The 16,860-nt window shown below is 55.3% G+C and carries 14 protein-coding genes; 3 read left to right on the top strand and 11 right to left on the bottom strand.

Annotated features, from left to right (window positions below):
- Positions 1–26: 26 nt before the first annotated feature.
- The 6 genes from ACN19L_RS13955 to ACN19L_RS13930 form a co-directional block, all read right to left on the bottom strand.
- Entirely contained in the window at positions 27–521 is a 495-nt protein-coding gene (locus ACN19L_RS13955) for a F0F1 ATP synthase subunit B (protein WP_426490109.1), read from the bottom strand.
- 169 nt (positions 522–690) lie between these two features.
- On the bottom strand, positions 691–948 hold the full coding sequence (gene atpE / locus ACN19L_RS13950; RefSeq protein WP_125432155.1) for an ATP synthase F0 subunit C: 258 nt from the start codon (positions 946–948) through the stop codon (positions 691–693).
- Between the two features lie 53 nt (positions 949–1,001).
- Positions 1,002–2,066 carry a F0F1 ATP synthase subunit A gene (gene atpB / locus ACN19L_RS13945; protein WP_426490108.1) on the bottom strand — a complete coding sequence of 355 codons (1,065 nt, stop codon included), beginning with the start codon at positions 2,064–2,066 and terminating at the stop codon, positions 1,002–1,004.
- Between the two features lie 33 nt (positions 2,067–2,099).
- Entirely contained in the window at positions 2,100–2,456 is a 357-nt protein-coding gene (locus ACN19L_RS13940) for a hypothetical protein (protein WP_426490107.1), read from the bottom strand.
- 47 nt (positions 2,457–2,503) lie between these two features.
- The gene (locus ACN19L_RS13935) at positions 2,504–2,818 is read right to left on the bottom strand and encodes a hypothetical protein (RefSeq protein ID WP_426490106.1); all 315 of its coding nucleotides are present in this window, start codon (positions 2,816–2,818) and stop codon (positions 2,504–2,506) included.
- Positions 2,815–3,057: an AtpZ/AtpI family protein gene (locus ACN19L_RS13930; protein WP_426490105.1), complete on the bottom strand. Its 243-nt coding sequence runs from the start codon at positions 3,055–3,057 to the stop codon at positions 2,815–2,817. Before ACN19L_RS13930 ends, ACN19L_RS13935 begins: the two co-directional genes overlap by 4 nt.
- Before the next feature lie 209 nt (positions 3,058–3,266).
- On the opposite strand from ACN19L_RS13930, the gene ACN19L_RS13925 reads away from it, so the two are divergent.
- From ACN19L_RS13925 to uvrC, 3 genes are all read left to right on the top strand, one after another.
- A complete protein-coding gene (locus tag ACN19L_RS13925) occupies positions 3,267–6,425 on the top strand; it encodes a tetratricopeptide repeat protein (RefSeq protein WP_426490104.1) in 3,159 nt (1,052 codons plus the stop codon).
- Positions 6,426–6,525: 100 nt separating this feature from the next.
- Complete coding sequence (locus tag ACN19L_RS13920; protein ID WP_426490103.1) at positions 6,526–8,862, top strand: transglycosylase domain-containing protein; 2,337 nt, start codon at positions 6,526–6,528, stop codon at positions 8,860–8,862.
- Between the two features lie 279 nt (positions 8,863–9,141).
- A complete protein-coding gene (gene uvrC / locus ACN19L_RS13915) occupies positions 9,142–10,962 on the top strand; it encodes an excinuclease ABC subunit UvrC (protein ID WP_426493586.1) in 1,821 nt (606 codons plus the stop codon).
- Between the two features lie 106 nt (positions 10,963–11,068).
- Here the strand turns inward: uvrC and gldN are convergent, their stop codons facing one another.
- The 5 genes from gldN to ACN19L_RS13890 form a co-directional block, all read right to left on the bottom strand.
- Complete coding sequence (gene gldN / locus ACN19L_RS13910; protein WP_426490102.1) at positions 11,069–11,950, bottom strand: gliding motility protein GldN; 882 nt, start codon at positions 11,948–11,950, stop codon at positions 11,069–11,071.
- Positions 11,951–11,998: 48 nt separating this feature from the next.
- Positions 11,999–13,579 (bottom strand): gliding motility protein GldM, encoded by a 1,581-nt coding sequence (gene gldM / locus ACN19L_RS13905; RefSeq protein ID WP_426490101.1) that lies wholly within the window; start codon positions 13,577–13,579, stop codon positions 11,999–12,001.
- Positions 13,580–13,639: 60 nt separating this feature from the next.
- A complete protein-coding gene (gene gldL, locus ACN19L_RS13900; protein ID WP_226270724.1) occupies positions 13,640–14,446 on the bottom strand; it encodes a gliding motility protein GldL in 807 nt (268 codons plus the stop codon).
- Between the two features lie 105 nt (positions 14,447–14,551).
- A complete protein-coding gene (locus tag ACN19L_RS13895; protein ID WP_426490100.1) occupies positions 14,552–15,571 on the bottom strand; it encodes an SUMF1/EgtB/PvdO family nonheme iron enzyme in 1,020 nt (339 codons plus the stop codon).
- Positions 15,572–15,805: 234 nt separating this feature from the next.
- Complete coding sequence (locus ACN19L_RS13890; RefSeq protein ID WP_426490099.1) at positions 15,806–16,795, bottom strand: PorP/SprF family type IX secretion system membrane protein; 990 nt, start codon at positions 16,793–16,795, stop codon at positions 15,806–15,808.
- Positions 16,796–16,860 lie beyond the last annotated feature (65 nt).

Below are 16,860 nucleotides of genomic sequence, written 5' to 3'. Positions count from 1 at the left end.
CACTACTCAATACTCGATACTCACTACTAATTCAATTTCACTTCTTGCAGATACGAGTCCACGAGCTGCTGCTGGGCGGGCTGGTCAGCCAGCTCGCGGCGCAGGATGCGCTCAGCAATATCGATGGAGAGCTTGGCGGCGGTGTTTTTCACCTCGGCCAGAGCGGCGTTCTTCTCGTTCTGGATGGCTTCGCGGGCTTGCATGATCATGCGGCTGCCTTCTTCCGTAGCCTTGTTTTTGGCCTGCTCGATGAGCTGGTTCGAAACGTCGGTGGCTTCCTTCAGAATACGGTCACGCTCCATGCGGGCTTCGGCCAGCAGTTTTTCGTTCCCGGCTTTCAGCTCCTGCATCTCCAGCTTGGCCTGGTCGGCCATGCGCAGAGCGCCTTCAATGGAGCTTTCCCGCTCTTTCAGCGAGGCCAGGATGGGCTTCCAGGCAAATGCACGCAACAGCACCAGAACGATGCCGAAGATGAAGATTTGCCAGAAAATAAGGCCTAATTCGGGCGTTACAATTGACATCTGGAAAACAAGTAGGTAGTGTGAGTGATAGGTGCCGGTAACTGCCGGGCTGCGGGCGTTAGCTCCGCCGCTTACCCGAGCAGGCCAGTACCAGAAAAGCCAAGACAGCCCGCTACGCCGTGCGCTGAAGCGACGCGCGCAGCGGGCTGCTCTTGTACTATCTCAAACCCTACAGGTTGAACGAAATCAGCAGGCAGACTACTACTGCGAACAGCGCCAGACCTTCGATCAGGGCGGCTACGATCAGCATGGCAGTTTGGATTTTGCCCGAAGCCTCCGGCTGACGACCGATGGCCTCCATAGCCTGACCACCAATACGACCGATACCCAGACCGGCGCCCAGAGCAACCAGACCGGCACCGATAGCGGCACCAAATACAGCCAGACCAACGGAGTTAGCAAGTTGCAGCAACAGAGAAAGAAGCATAAAAAAATGGTTTGTGGGGAGTGAAAAACAAAAAAATCAGGGGTGGTGAAAGCTTAGTGCGCGTGAGCCGGCTCAGCGCCGTCGCCACCGCCCATTTGGTAATCGGCGTCGTGGTGCTCTTCTACTGCGCCGCCAATGTACATGGCCGTGAGCAGGGTGAAGATGTAGGCTTGCAGAATGGCCACCATCAGTTCCAGCACGTTAATGAACAGGCCAAAAGCAACTGAAACCGGGCTTACGTAAATGCTCTGGAAAATGAAGATGAGCGAGATAAAGCTCAGCGTTACAATGTGGCCGGCCGTGATGTTGGCGAACAGACGCACCATCAGGGAGAAGGGCTTTACCACGATGCCGATGAGCTCCACCGGAATCATGATGGGCAGCAGGGGCTTCGGTACGCCGGGCGTAGCGAAGATGTGGTGCCAGTAGTTTTTGTTGGAGCTGAACAGGGTGATGAGCAGGGTCAGCACGGCCAGGGTCAGCGTAACGGCAATGTTGCCGGTGAGGTTGGCACCGCCGGGCATCAGGCCTAGCAGGTTGTTGAACCAGATGAAAAAGAACACCGTCAGCAGGTAGGGCATGTACCGCTCGTACTTGGGACCGATGGATTTCTTGGCTACTTCGTCGCGAATGAAGACGATAATAGGCTCGAAGAACGACTGGATGCCTTTGGGAGCTCCGCTGCCGCGCTTGGCATAGCCGCGGGCTACGGCCGTGAACACCAACAGCAGCAACACGGCGCTCAGCATCAGCGAGGCTACGTTCTTGGTGATGGAGAAGTCATATACTTTGCTGCCATCTTCCGACACCAGGTGCTCGTGCTCCAGCTTCATACCGTCGTACACCTTGCCTTCGGCCAACTGTGAGGACGAAAATACGCTCAGGCCCTGGGCCGGGCGGTAGGCAATTACGGGCAGGGGCAGCGTGAAATGCGTACCGTGCTCTTCGTCGCCCAGGGTGGCAAAGTGCCACTCGTGCGAATCACCAATGTGATGCAGAATCATTTCCCCGGGGCTGAAGGCCTCCTTATCGGTGGCTTCTTCCGTAGTGGCCGTCGGTTCGTTAGCGTAAACAGAGAACGAGAGGAAGCAGAAGAGAGCTAAAAGTAAGCGCTTCATTCAGAGGGGGTTGGGGTGGGGTTCACAAAACCTTCATCTTGGATTTTCACCCGGTTTTGAAAACGGGCGCAAGTTACTCAGAACGCTCCACACTTCAAACCCGGCAAAGAGAAAATATAGGAGAAAGAAGCTTCCCAGAAAGGCCCAACGGCCGCTGCCCTCGTGCCCGCCACCCGTAAAAAGGTACACCAGCACCAGCGTAAGCGACAAAAGCAGCCGTGCAACCATGCTCCCGAAATAGGCGACCATAAAGTTTTCGGCATTGGCCCGCACCAGTTTGGCGGTTATCCAATAGGTCAGCAGCGTGAGCAAAAAGAAGAACCCGAACGTGTACGCCGTAAACGGGTGCACGATGCGCGGCCCGAACTGGCTGTACAGGGCATAGAGCACGAAACCCAGCAGTAGGCTGAACAGCAGGTACGAGCGGAGGAATGATTTCAAAACAGGTCGAGAGTTGGATGAGTGTGACTGATATATCGGAGTAGATGAGAAGCTTTCAGAAGGTCGAAACCTAAAATTCCTCGCGCCAGTCCTTCCTTTAGTATTTGGCTGTCTTCGCTAAGTTGGCCAATGGTGAGTTCCGATGGTTCCTCATCTACATTGTACAGTTGATCTTCTGGAATACTCCAGTAAAAATCCTGCGTGAGAGGAATCTGTCCTTGCAAGCCATACTGCCGCTTGAGTGCTTCCAAAGCCAAGAAAAGCACCTGCTCCAACTCAGAAATAGAAATGGCAGTAGGGTATCCGCTCATGATTCTTTCGACACGGCCCGGATAACATTATATAAGGCCGCAAACAGCCCCAGCAGCATTAGGCTCAATGTGAACCACGGCGTGTTGGTCTGAAAATGTCCGTCGAGCCAATACCCGGCCCAGGTGCTGAGGCCGATGGTAGCCAGCATTTGCGCCCCGATGCCGGAGTATTTAGCCACGGCCCGCATCCGGTCGGCATTATTATCGGATTGGGGTGGCTGTGGGTTCAGGTTGGCCATGTTGAATGGGATAATTAGGCGGTGGGGACGGTAAAATTACGAGGTAGTACGTTACAGATGCGTCATCGGAGCCCATACGCGCCGGGTACGGGGGAAACCTGTACTTTTACCTACGCTGCTTCGTTGTGGAAGTGCCGGCCGCCGAACGATTTGGGCGCGGCCCGGCGTTTTCCGTCTGACTCTTTTTCTGCTCCGAGCTTTCTGCCGCTTTGACGACAACTAACTCCCTGCTGGTTCGTGGACTTGCCGCCACTTCGGCTGCCGTAGCGCTGGTGGCGGGCGTAGCGGGCTGCGCTTCTGAACGCCCCTCCCTACTTGGGCACGCCTATGACAACGTGGTGGCCCGCGACAATGCGTATTTCCTGGCCCGGGAAAAGATGCGGGCTGCTGAAAGTACGCTGGATGCCGCCCGCCTGAACGATTACAACCAGGTGCTGCCCCTCTTCCCTACCCTGGATGATGCCACCGTGGCCCGGGTAACGGCCGATATGGACGACATCATCAAGAAGGCTTCGTTGCCGGTGCAGCACCGCCCCGGATCCGACTGGACGGATGACAGCTACATCTTGATTGGCAAAGCCCGCTATTACAAGCGGGAGCTGGAGGACGCGGCTAAGACGTTTAAATACGTGAATACTACCAGCAAAGACCCCAACGCCCGCCACGAGGCCCTGATTTGGCTGATGCGCACGTTTCTGGCCTTGAAGGAGCTGGACAACGCCGCCGCCGTATCAGATATTCTGGATAAGGAGCAGGGCTCGGAACGAAACGCGCGGGAATTGTTCCTGACCCGGGCCGAGTATTTCCTGAAGATCAACGAGCCAGCCAAGGCCATTGAGAATCTGGAAAAGGCCATTCCGTACATCGAGCCCAAAAATGAGCAGTCCCGGACCCGCTACATTTTGGCCCAGCTGTACCAGAACCAGGGTGAGGACAAAAAGGCCTATGCCCAGCTGAATCAGATTCTAAAGAAAAATCCACCCTACGAACTGGATTTCTATAGCAAGCTGATGCTGGGGCAGGTATCAGACCTCAACCAGAGTGACCAGGCCCGACTGGATAAGTATTTCGCCAAGCTGCTTAAGGACACCAAGAATAAGGAGTACCGGGACAAGATTTATTATGAGATGGCGCGGCTGGAATACCGGCAGCAACGTTACCCCGAAGCCCTGGCCTTGCTGCAGAAGTCGGCGCGCACGCCTACTACCAACCGGGCCCAGAAGTCCTATACCTATCTGCTGGGCGGGCGCATCTACTACGAAAACCTGCAGAAATACCGTCTGGCAGCGGCGTATTACGATAGCACGGTACAGAATATGCCCCGGGAGTCGCCTACGTATGAGGCCACGGCCGAGCGGGCTACCATTCTTCAAGACTTTGCCCGGCAACTGACCACCATCGAAACCCAAGACAGCCTGCAGGCTTTGGCCCGGCTGGATACGGCTACCCTGCGCACCCGGCTCACTACCTACGCCCAGGCCGAGCTGGACCGGCAGCGCAAAGAAGCGGAAATCCTGGCCGCCCGGCAGGCCCGGCAAGACCAGAATAGTCAGAGCTTTTCGCAAACTGCTACTGGTCTGAGCAGCAACCGCGACCTGCAGACCAACGTGAGTGCCGATGACTTCCTGGCCGGCAATACCGGCTCTAAATGGTACTTCGATAACCCTACCGCCCTAAGCACGGCCCGCAATGACTTTATTAAGCGCTGGGGCGACCGGCCGCTGCAGGATAACTGGCGCACGGTAAACCAAACCAGCAACTCACCGGTAACAGCCCGGGGCGGCAACGTGCCCGTGAGCATTGCCGGCAACAGCAACACGGTGGTGAATGGCACGGTGCAACCAGCCGTGGCCGTGGACCCGGCCGTGCAATTGCGTGACCTGATAGGCCGCTACCGGCAGAATATTCCGCTCACGCCAACCCAACTGCAGCAGTCAGACGCTCAAACAGAGGAAGCTCTCTATGCCCTGGGCGGTATCTACAACCAGCAGTTGAAGGAGCCGACCCGCGCCATAGCAACCTATGAGCAGTTACTCACCCGCTACCCTACCGGCCCCCACACGCCCGAAACCCTGTACATCCTCTATCTGCTGCATAAGGAGCAGAACGAGGCAGGGAAGGCACAGACCTATGCGGCTCGTTTGCGGGAGGCGTATCCCAACTCCTCGTATGCCCGTCTGGTAGCCGACCCGGAGTACCTGCGCCGTACGTCGGTGGCTAACGCTCAGGTAGCCGTGCTGGTTGACTCGGCCTTTACCTTCTATAAAAAGCAGGAGTTTAAGAAGTCGGCGGCGGTATTAGCGCGGGCCCGCAGGCAGTACCCGCAAAACGACCTGAACGATAAGGTTGATTACCTCAGTACGCTGCTCACCATCCGAACGCAGCCGCCCCTTACGGCCAAAGTAGCCGTGGAGAAATTCTACAAAGACTACCCGCAGAGCCCCCTGGCCGGCCAGGCCACGGCCCTGCTGGCCACCTACCAGAAGTTTGAGGCCGGGCAGGTAACCGGAGCCTTGGTTTCTACCGATAAGCCGCCGATATCCGTGTTTAAGCCGGGCGAAGTGGAAAACCGGATGCGCATTTTCTACCAGGAAAATGAGATGCCGCTCACTCCCCTAGCCCAGAAACCGGCCACTACTCCCAGCCCGGTGGCTCCTGCGGCAACCAAACCAGCGCCTCTGCCGACCCTGACTACGCAGGCGGCCACGGCGGCCCCGGACGCTACTGCCACACCCGCCCTCCCCACGCCAGCGCCTACTCCTCCGGCCCCCGCCCCGGAGCCGACGCCCGAGGAAAAAGCCAAAGCTGCCCGGCAGGCCGCCGCGCAGGCCCGTGCCCGGGGCAAGAAAGCTCCCGCCCCGGTGAACACGCCCACAACAACTCCTCCTTCCGCTCCCAGCCCAGTTCCGGCGTCACCAGCACCCGGTACTCCAACTTCCCCGCCAACGGGTACCCAGCCGGCTCCGACAGCTTCCCCGACTCCGGCAACTACGGCCCCTTCCCCGTTTAAAGCGGATCTGGCGGCTTCCCATGTAGTTGTGCTGGTATTTGCGAAAGATGCTCCGGCTCTACAAGATCTGCCAACGCAGCTGGGAGCGTACAATGCGCGCTACTTCAAATCCAGCAGCTTGCTGGTGCGGCGGCAGCCGCTGGGCGCTGCTCAGGAGCTGGTAGTGGTGGAAACCCTGCCCACAGCCAAGCTGGCCCAGAGCTATGCCCTCAAGTTGCGCGGTCCCCAGTCGCCGATGAGCAAGCTGCGGGGTGCGGGTTACCAAACGGTGGTAATCAGTATTGATAACCTGCCAGTGCTGCTCCAGACGCAGAACGTGGAGCAGTATCAGCAGTTCTACCAGCAGAACTACCGCTAATTTTACCGTCGAAAATGCCCGTGCACCGGAGCCGCCTCCCTATAGCTAGGCGGCTCCGGTGCACGGGCAGTATAGCCGACTCTCATCTTTCTTTCCCGAAATGGCCAGATCCGCCACCAAGAATCCTATTCGCAAATCACCCTCCGCTGGCCGATACACCGGCTGGGCCCGCTCGTTCTGGCTGCTGTTTGGGGCCGGTGTAGTGGGCCTGGTGCTGTATGTGCTGGCCGTTAGCATCAACTTTCTGAATCTGTTCGGGCGCATGCCCAACCTGAAAACGCTGGAGAACCCGCGCAGTGAGCTGGCTTCCGAAATCTACTCGGCCGACAACGTGCTGATGGGCAAATATTTCCGCGAGAACCGTACCCCCGCCGAGTACGAGGACCTGCCCCAGCACCTGGTAGACGCTCTGATTGCCACTGAGGATGCCCGCTTTGAGGAGCATTCCGGCATCGACCCCAAGGCAACTGGCCGGGTGGCGGCGGGATTGCTCACGGGCGGCAGCGGGGGCGGGGGTTCCACGCTCACGCAGCAGTTGGCCAAGGTGCTGTTCCGCACCCGCGAAGACCTGAACGATGGCCTTCTCAACGACGTGCCCGGCGTGCGAATGCTCATCACCAAGACCAAGGAGTGGATTCTGGCGACCCGGCTGGAGCGCAGCTACACCAAGCGCGAAATTCTGCGCATGTATTTGAATACCAACGACTACGGCTCCAACGCTTTCGGCATCAACACGGCCGCTAAAACCTTCTTTAGCAAAAAGCCCCGGGAGCTCACGCGGCCCGAGGCTGCCACGCTGGTAGGCGTGCTGAATGCGCCCACGCGTTTCAGTCCCAAATTCAACCCTCAGCGCTCCAAAGTGCGCCGCAACTGGGTGCTGCGCCAGATGAATAAGTATGGCTACATCACGCCCCAGCAACTCCAGGCCGATACGCTGAAGCCTATTGTGCTGCGCTACAATGTGGAAAACCAGAATGAAGGTATTGCCCCCTACTTCCGGGTGGAGGTGAGCAAGATGCTCAAGCAGTGGGCCAAGGAAACCGACCACGACCTGTATGCCGATGGGCTGAAAATCTACACGACCATCGACTCGCGCATGCAGAAGTATGCCGAAGCGGCCGTGGCTGAGCACATGAAACTGCAGCAGAAGTGGTTTGACCAGCAGTGGAAGGGCCAGCAGCCCTGGCGCGACGAGAATGGCCGCGTTATCCCCAACTTTCTGAGCACTTCCATCCAACGCACCGAGCGGTACCGTTCCCTCAGCAACCGGTACGAGGGCAACAAGGACTCCATCAAGTACTACCTCAACAAGAAGTACAAGATGAAGGTATTTACCTGGAACGGGGGCGAGAAGGAAGTCCTGATGTCGCCGATGGACTCCCTGGCATACTACAAGCGCCTGCTGCACTCGGGCTTCATGGCCATGAACCCCCTTAACGGGCAGGTAAAGGCCTGGGTGGGCGGCATCAACTTCAAGTACATCAAGTACGACCACGTAAAGCAAGGGAAGCGGCAGCCGGGCTCCACATTTAAGCCCTTCGTGTACGTGGCCGCCATCGACCAGGGCTACTCACCCTGCTACCAACGGCCCGACGTAGCTACTACCTTCCCGGCGGAGCGCGGCCGGCCAGCCTATACGCCCAAGAACTTCGAGGGCAGCTACTCGGGCCGCACCTTCACGCTACGCCAAGCCCTGGCCCGCTCCATGAACTCCATTACGGCTTGGCTGGTAAAGAAGCTGGGGCCGGAAACGGTAGTCAGCTACGCTAAGCGCTTAGGCATCACCTCCCCCATTGAGGCGGTGCCGGCCGTGGGTTTTGGCTCTTCCGACGTGAGCATCTACGAGTTGGCCGGAGCCTACAGCACCTTCGTAAACAAAGGCATCTGGACGGCTCCCATGATGGTTACGCGCATTGAGGACAAGAATGGCAACGTGCTGCGCGAGTTTGTACCCCAGACGCGCGAAGCCCTGAGCGAAGAAACTGCCTACCTGATGACCTATATGCTACGCGGCGCTACCGAGGAACAAGGCGGCACCAGCATTATCCTGAAGGGTGGCTTCAAGTTCCCGTATGAGATGGGTGCCAAAACCGGCACCACCAGCAACTACTCTGATGGCTGGTTTATGGGTCTCACCCCTGATCTGGTGTGTGGCATGTGGGTGGGCGGCGAAGACCGGAGCATCCACTTCCGCACCGGGGCCTACGGACAGGGCTCCCGCCTGGCGCTGCCGCTCTACGGTATCTTTATGCAGAAGGTGTATAAGGACAAGAGCATCGACATTAACACCGGCCCCTTCCCCAAGCCCACGCAGCCTCTGAGCATCGAAATTGACTGCTCCCGCTACTACGGCGGCACCAGCCAGCGCGACACCATCCCCTACGAGCAGAAGCTCAACCAGGTAGAGCTGGAAGACCTCAACGAGGAGGACATTTAAACCGCGGCTGGTGCAGATGTTAGGATAACCCAGGTGCAGGCGTATTCGAGCATTATCCTCCGACTCCGGCTCTGCAGGATCTTTCGCTGAATTCACCGATTTTTACGACAGGTGGCCGGGACGTCCCGGCCACCTTTTTTGTTGCATCATTATCCGCAAACGGGCTGTCTGAACCTCAGTACTGGCCGGCTGCGTACTTTCATTGAACTTACCAGATGCAGCTTTGTCCGGCAGAACAAATCTGCGGCATCCCAACCACCTGCACCTTCCGTGATTTTTATGGCCGCCCGCCCCGAACTGCAAGACCAAATCCGTCAGTTGCCGCACCGTCCCGGCGTGTACAAATACTTCGGCGACGAGGATACAATCATTTACGTGGGCAAGGCCATTGACCTGCGTAAGCGCGTGAGCAGCTACTTCACCAAGCAGGACCACAACAAGAAAACCCAGCAGCTGGTCAAGAACATCCGCCGCATTGAGTTCACCATCGTTGATTCGGAATCGGATGCCTTTCTGCTCGAGAACAACCTCATTAAGCAGCACCAGCCCAAGTACAACATTCTGCTGAAAGATGGAAAAACCTATCCGTACCTGCTGCTCACCAACGAACGGTTTCCGCGCCTCATCCCAACCCGCAACAAGATACCCGGTCAGGGCCGCTATTACGGCCCCTACGCCAATGTAACAGGCATGAACCTGTTGCTGGAGCTGATTCGGGCCCTGTATCCGCTACGCACCTGCACCTACAACCTCTCGCCCCAGAACATTGAGGCCGGCAAGTTTAAAGTGTGCCTGGAGTTCCACCTGGGCAACTGCAAAGGCCCCTGCGTCGGCAACCAAGACGAAGAGACCTACAACCAATACATCCAGCAGATCCGGCAGATCCTGAACGGTGACCTGCGCCTGCCCAAGCAGTACTTCCGGGAGCGGATGACCCAGGCCGCTCAGGATCAGCAGTATGAGCTGGCCCACCAGTACAAGCTGAAGCTCGATAAGCTGGATGAGTTCCAGAGCAAGAGCACCATCGTGAATGCGTCTCTGTCGAACATCGATGTATTCAGCATCGTGTCGAACGAGAAATCGGCCTTTATCAGCTACCTCAAAGTGATGAATGGCAGTATTGTGCTTACGCAGTCAGTAGAGGTACAGAAGAAGCTTGACGAGCCCGACGACGAAATTCTGGCCCCGCTCATTATGCAGATGCGCCAGGAATATGAGAGTGAGTCGAAGGAGATTCTGACTAATGTTCCCGTTCCTAGCCTACCGCTGCCCGGCGTCAGCATTGCCCAGCCCCAGATTGGCGACAAGCGCAAGCTTATTGAGCTGGGCTTGAAGAACGTGCTGTACCTGCGCAAGGAAAAGGAAAGCATGAATGACCGCAGCAAAGACCTGAATGAGGTGCGCATCATGGAAACCATGAAGAAGGATTTGCGCCTCACGGAGTTACCCAAGCACATCGAGTGCTTCGACAACTCCAACTTCCAGGGTGATAATCCGGTGGCCGCCATGGTGTGTTTTCGCAACGCCAAGCCCAGCAAGAAAGATTACCGCCACTTCCACATCAAAACCGTGGTGGGCCCCAATGACTTTGATTCGATGTACGAAATCGTAACGCGCCGCTACCGTCGGTTGCTGGACGAAGGAGCCAGCCTCCCACAGCTGGTGATTGTGGACGGCGGCAAGGGCCAGTTGGGCATGGGTGTAAAAGCCCTGAAGGACCTTGGCCTGTGGGGCCAGATACCTATCATCGGCATTGCCAAACGCCTGGAAGAAATCTACGTACCCAACGACCCGTTGCCCCTCTACATCGACAAGAAAAGTGAAACCCTGCGCCTCATCCAGCGCATGCGCGACGAGGCCCACCGCTTCGGCATCACCTTCCACCGCTCCCGCCGCGACGCCGCCACCCTCAAAACCGAGCTGACCGACGTCAAAGGCCTCGGTCCCGTAACCGCCGATAAGTTGCTGACCAAGTTCAAGTCTGTTAAGAAAATTAAGGAGCTGACCGAGCAGGAACTAACCGCTGAAGTAGGCAAAGCCAAAGCCCGCATCCTGCTCGACTATTTCAGCCAGCCAGATGCTCCCACTTCAGCTTCCTGATTATCCTCAATTCAACTAAACAACAAGCCCCGACCATAACTGGCCGGGGCTTGCTGTTTTAAGAAACCTACCAACGAATCGTTGGGAAATCTGTGAAATCAGTTCTCTAGAAAGACCACAGATTGTATTCGTACTCGATCAGGTCAGCGGCGGCCTGCTGCGAAGCCAGAATACCCTGCTGCTGTCCGCCATACACCTCATCCAAACGCGAGTCGCTGGGGTTCGACACCTTCACAATGTAGGAGTTGAACAGCCACAGTTCAAACGCATCAGCCAGGTTCTTATGCTGGGCATCGTTCTGGGGGTTAAACCAGATAGCCTTGTCCGGATTAGCCCGGAACACGCGCACTAGGTCGCTGTACTTGAACGTACCAATTGGCTTTTCAATACCGGAAGTGTTCGAGCCCAGCGTGGAAGGAACCAGTAGAGTCAAGGATTTAATGTCGTGATACATTCTCGACCGTTTCTTGTCGAAAATCATATCCTCCTTTAATTCCATCTGATAGATGTCCTTCGGGCGGTATTCGTAGCTCGGGGGTGCAGTAGGCGCTTTGGGTGTTGTCTTTCCTTTAGCACCTTTTTTAGGAGCTGGAGTGCCCCATCCATCACCAGTGTCTTCCGAGAAACCAGCAGCACGCTCTTCATCACTCAGACCAGCGCTAGCCTCCGCGTACGACATGTTGCCGATTACCTCCTTTGAGGAGAAGGTAGACGTCAGCGAGTCGTTTTTATAGGCCTGCAGCTCACCCCGCTTTACAGCATCAATGATTACGCGGCTGATTTCCTTGCCTTCCGCAAACATCGGCTTGTTCTGCTTTTCGCGCAGGTCGATTGCACGCCAGATGGTCTTCCGGAACATGATGTCCGAATTCGGAATCGGGCGGTACGAGCCATTGCTGCTCGCGGTGGTAGCTTGTTCCTGAGCCGATGCTGCCACCGACAGCGTCAGGCCGGCCGTCAGAGCGGCGAAGGAGAGGAATTTGTTCATACCTGGGTAATCAAAAAAGCGCGAGGGATAGTTCAGAACCAGTAACGCTTACAGCAGCGGAATATTGAACTGCTTCGAAACGTTTACGTCCTCGATGTTGCCCTGGAAGTTCTGACGCTGTACACCTTTTACTTCAATGTACAGACGGTCGCCTTCACGGGCGGTGTTTACTACGCTGGTCAGGTCAACATTGGGGCCATTCACGCTGATGGGCGGCATAGCCGGGCGCTTACCACGTACCAGCGTTACCTGGTAGCTGGATACCCGGAAACGAGCGTCATCCGGCAGGAAGGTAGCAAAACCAGCATCCGGTACAGCTTTCAGGTTCATGTTGCGAACAGCCGTAATCGGGGTACCCTGCTTCTCGTTGGCCGGACGGCCACCCACCCAGCACTGAATTTCAGGCTTGGGAATGGGGCGTACCTGGAAAGTTTGCGAACCGATGGGGTTACCACCGCTGCTTACGTTCAGCGTTACTTCCCGTGAGTTGGGCACCAGCGTTACCTCGCCTTTAGCCGAACCTTTAATGGTAGAAGCACCCGAAGCCGAGAAGCTGGGGTCATACTGGGCACCCAGTGCAGGTACCTGTACACTCAGCTTGTTACCGCACTTGAAGTACAAAGCCTGTACCGAAGCCGACTGAATCTGCATTACCGGCTTGGTGATGGTGTACTCTACCTTCTTAGTGAAAGTAGTGTCGCGACCATTCTGCTTGAAGCGAATGGTACCAGTCCAAGAACCTTTGGCGTTGCCAGCCTGGTCGAAGTTACCGGGACGAGCAGTGAATTCAACCAGACCGTGACCGTCCGGATTAACGCGCAGGGGCGAGCCGTTCAGCGTCATCGTCGGGTTCAGGCCCGAGGCCGAAGCCGTCAGGAACAGCTCTGCTTTGTACTTAGTGCCGGCAGCTACTGTGTTCGACTCGGCGCTAGCAAAAGCTCCAATTTTATCAAATACGATTACGTTACCACCAACTTTGGCCGATAGCGCGTTTAACGCATCCGATTCGTATTTCAGTACTTCTGCTTCTTTCTGCGACAACACAGCCAAAGCCGCGACTACCGGAGTATTCTCAAAGTTCAACTGAGCAAAGTTTTTGTTCTTCTGCTCTTTCTCAGTCACCATCGGATCTTCTTTGGCATCCAGGGCCAAAGGACCAGCATTAGGTACAAATTGCTTGATGTATGTTGAGTATTTGTTCAACTCACCTTTCATTTTGTAACCCACACCGTTCTGAGAAGCGCCGAGCATGAGTTCCGCCACTTTGTCTTCGGCGCTCATATTCTTGAACTCGTTCTTGCCCTTGTTCTCCGTTTTCTCCAGCAGTTGCTGACGAACACTTGACAAGTAGGCAATTACTTTTTGAGTTTCACTGCGTACTTCTTCACTCTGTTTGAGCACCGCCAAATCACGAGCTTGGTTCCGGTTTTTCTCAACCTGAGCTTTAATACCTTTTACAGTACCATCATTCGCTTTCGACACTTTACCGTTGATAGCGGCCAAGCTGTCGTCAAGGAATTTGAACTTCAGCAGAATTGCTGAGTTTACTTGTAGGGCGAGAAGTGCGGTGAGTACGAGGTACATCATCCCGATCATCTTCTGCCGTGGAGTCTCTTTACCTCCCGCCATCGTGTCTACCTATGCTATACTAGTGGAACTTTATCTGAAACGATATGGTGTGCGGCTACTTTAGTTAGTAGCGCGCATAGCGTTCAGCATGTTACCGTACACGCGGTTCAGCGAGCTGAGATTGGTGGTCAGGCTGGTTACCTCCTGCTTGAACTGGTCAGTTTCTTTGCCAGCTTCGGTCAGGTTCTCCATGGCTTGGGCCAAGGTACCGTAGAACTTGTTCATTGACTTCAGGTGCGTGTTGGCATCCTGCAGCTCCATTTCGTACACTGCGTTCAGCGCGCCCAGGTTCTTGGTCACGTTTTGCACCTGTACATGATACTCACGAGCATCGTTGGTAGCATCGGCCATAGCCGTCATCGCCTGAGCCGTGGTCGAGTAAGCTTCGTTAATACGCTCCAGCGACTGAGCAGCAGTGCGAACTTTCGAGGTGTACTCGTCGGTAGCGCTGGTAGCGTCGCCAAGGGTGGAGAGTTGTTGGGTAGTAGTGCTTAGGCGGTTCAGGCCTTGGCCCAGCGAAGCAATAGCCTCAGGAGTTACGTTAGCGTCTTTCAGCATATCGTCCAGCTTGCGCGTCAGGCCCGTGCCGGTGCCCTGCTCCACAAAACGGTTGCTGTTGGTGGAAGGATCATAGCCTTCGCTCAGTTCGGGGTATACCAACGACCAGTCTACCTCTTTCGGGTTCGGCTGGAATGCACTCAGCAGGAAGATCAGGGCTTCCGTACCCAGACCTACGATCAGCATCTCGCTGGCACCTTCCCAGTGCTGAATCTTGAACAATGCCCCTACAATTACTACTGCTGCGCCGATGCCGTACACTTTAGGCATCAATACATCGTACAGAAAACTACCGCCTTTAGCTGCCATGTGATTGTGGTGTTGAAAAAAAGAAGTTTGTTGTGGTAATGTGTTCGTAAAAACGCGGAAGGGTTGTATGGGTGTGCTTTGCAGAGTTGGGCAAGTGAAAGGCTCCTAGTTAAGGCTTTCGTTGGTGCCCATGCCAATCTGAATCATGGCTGTGCGGAAACCAATGTATGAGCGGGCCGAATCCTGATACTCGAAATTGCGGGTACCTGTCTCGAGGAAATACGCAATGTCTTTCCAAGAACCACCGCGTACTACTTTGCGAGGTTCATTGTCATCGGGGTTAGTAGGGTTCATGTCCCATACTACTGGTACCGATGCTTCCATGTAAGCGTCGTCACACCACTCCGATACGTTGCCCGACATATCGTACAGGCCAAAATCATTGGGGAAGAAGGAGCCTACCGGCGAAGTGTACGCGTAACCATCCGAAGCATAATCACCCCGGCCAGGCTTGAAGTTAGCCAGCATGCAGCCTTTGGAATTACGCAGATACGGGCCACCCCAAGGATATGTCGCCAGGTCACGACCACCACGAGCTGCGTATTCCCATTCTGCCTCGGAGGGCAAACGGAAATTTGGCGTAGGTGCCAGTCCGGCTTCGGCATTGGCGGCGTTTTTGTTTTTGGTGCGCCAGTTGCAGAAATACTTGGCGGCAAACCAGTCTACCCCCACAACCGGGTAATCGTCGAAAGCGGGGTGGGTATAGTAATACTCCATCAAGGGGTCACCCATATGATAGGTAAAGTCGCGTACCCATACCGTGGTATCGGGGTAGAGTTCGGTCATCACATACTCTTCCCCCAGCACGTCAATCGAGTCCTGCCGGATAGCATTCATGAACTGACGGTATTCGTTATTGGTAATTTCGGTTTCGTCCATGTAGAAGCCGGCGATAGTCACCTGCTTGTTCATGTTCACCATCGAAGCCGAAATGTCCTGGTCCGTCTGGCCCATGTGAAACGTTCCACCGGGGCAGGGAACCATGCCGTAGGGCACTTCCTGGGGATTGAACTCCGGACGATCCTCCGCCCCAACCAGGTCGCCTTGCGGTCCTTTACCGAAACCACAGCCCCCCAGGATAAGCGTCGAGAGAGCGACGAGAGGCAATACGAGAAACTTGTTCATGTGAGAAAGAAAAAGACGGTCGAGGCGGCGATATCCAAAGATTACAATTTTTCGAGCTGGCAAAGCTAACGAATCGTACGTTCGTACGCAAGCCTATCGCTCAATGCTAACCTTTTGTCTGCGAACTAACCTTCCAGCCAGTTAAACAATGGGTAGCAGGGAGTTAAAGAAATTCTGTGACAGGTGTGAGGCGCCAATTCAGTGGTGGTGATTCCGGCTAACGAAACCTCTTTTTTAGAAGCTATAGCGCGGTGTGCGGATGGCTGGCCGAACAGCAAGACCCGGCTTTGGCAGACGGTAGGAAAGCATTATTTCCAGAGAACTGGTTGCTCTTGCACCTTGATTAAATGCAATAAAGTCATAAGCTAATCCCACCCGCATCGCATTGTCTTTCGCAAAGCTGATTCCTCCCAGAGCAGTAAGCGACTCGCCTGACCGATACCCTAATCCACCCCAAAACCGATCATCAAACGTAGCTCTTACCCCTGCCTCATACGAGTTGTTTTTAAACGAGAATTTATTGTTGTCACCAAGTTTACCAGGAAACACCGTCTTGACTAACACAGTTGGTGTAACGACAACGGATGAGGAAGCTTCAATATTATATCCGGCGGTCAGGTAAGCATGATTTTCGGCAGTGAACTGCGCGGTACGCTCACTTGCCAGTTCCGTAGCAAACTTGTAGGTTGAGCGCAGCAGGTTATTTACACTAAGTCCTGCATACAGCTTGTCTGATTCATACCACGCTCCGGCTCCAGCATCAAATTTATAGTCAGATCCTTCAAATGGTACGCGCGGGTCATTATCGTCCAAGGGCCGGTATTTTCCGTGATACACGTTGCTAAAAGAGCCCTGCACACCGATACCGAGTCGTCCTTCGCCCACTTTTATGTGCTTGGAATACGACAGCTCTGTGTGCGTAATAGCCAATTGAGCGAGTTTATCCCGGTACACGCTAATACCGAGTCCACCACCGAGGGCTGCTACAGGCAGATTGGCCGTAAGCACGGCTGTTCTAGGAGAACCTCCTTCGTCAAAGGAGCCAGTGTAGCCAATATACTGTTGTCGTCCAAGCAGCGTAACATCACCCTGGCCTTTAATACCAGCGTATGCCGGATTGAGAAACATACCGTTAAAGCCATAGTGGCTGAACTGGGGCTGCTGCTGCGCCAGGGCCGGGAGCGCACAGGAAGAGAAAAAAACAATAGATAGTATTCTCTTCATATAAGGGCCGTTTTCAGGCTAATTACGCAGGGACAGGAAAAAGGTGGCATACTGCAGCAGGCAAT

This window comes from Hymenobacter sp. 102, assembly GCF_049949205.1.
Taxonomy (GTDB): Bacteria; Bacteroidota; Bacteroidia; order Cytophagales; family Hymenobacteraceae; genus Hymenobacter.
Note: the sequence above shows the minus strand (reverse complement) of the source record. Positions and strands in the feature narration are given on the sequence as shown.

What these genes read in the sequence shown, in the direction of transcription:
- ACN19L_RS13955 (WP_426490109.1), bottom strand. Translation starts at nt 521, where the DNA reads ATGTCAATTGTAACGCCCGAATTAGGCCTTATTTTCTGGCAAATCTTC.
- ACN19L_RS13930 (WP_426490105.1), bottom strand. Translation starts at nt 3,057, where the DNA reads ATGGCCAACCTGAACCCACAGCCACCCCAATCCGATAATAATGCCGAC.
- ACN19L_RS13890 (WP_426490099.1), bottom strand. Translation starts at nt 16,795, where the DNA reads ATGAAGAGAATACTATCTATTGTTTTTTTCTCTTCCTGTGCGCTCCCG.
- gldM (WP_426490101.1), bottom strand. Translation starts at nt 13,579, where the DNA reads ATGGCGGGAGGTAAAGAGACTCCACGGCAGAAGATGATCGGGATGATG.
- gldL (WP_226270724.1), bottom strand. Translation starts at nt 14,446, where the DNA reads ATGGCAGCTAAAGGCGGTAGTTTTCTGTACGATGTATTGATGCCTAAA.
- atpE (WP_125432155.1), bottom strand. Translation starts at nt 948, where the DNA reads ATGCTTCTTTCTCTGTTGCTGCAACTTGCTAACTCCGTTGGTCTGGCT.
- ACN19L_RS13920 (WP_426490103.1), top strand. Translation starts at nt 6,526, where the DNA reads ATGGCCAGATCCGCCACCAAGAATCCTATTCGCAAATCACCCTCCGCT.
- atpB (WP_426490108.1), bottom strand. Translation starts at nt 2,066, where the DNA reads ATGAAGCGCTTACTTTTAGCTCTCTTCTGCTTCCTCTCGTTCTCTGTT.
- ACN19L_RS13935 (WP_426490106.1), bottom strand. Translation starts at nt 2,818, where the DNA reads ATGAGCGGATACCCTACTGCCATTTCTATTTCTGAGTTGGAGCAGGTG.
- uvrC (WP_426493586.1), top strand. Translation starts at nt 9,142, where the DNA reads ATGGCCGCCCGCCCCGAACTGCAAGACCAAATCCGTCAGTTGCCGCAC.
- ACN19L_RS13895 (WP_426490100.1), bottom strand. Translation starts at nt 15,571, where the DNA reads ATGAACAAGTTTCTCGTATTGCCTCTCGTCGCTCTCTCGACGCTTATC.
- gldN (WP_426490102.1), bottom strand. Translation starts at nt 11,950, where the DNA reads ATGAACAAATTCCTCTCCTTCGCCGCTCTGACGGCCGGCCTGACGCTG.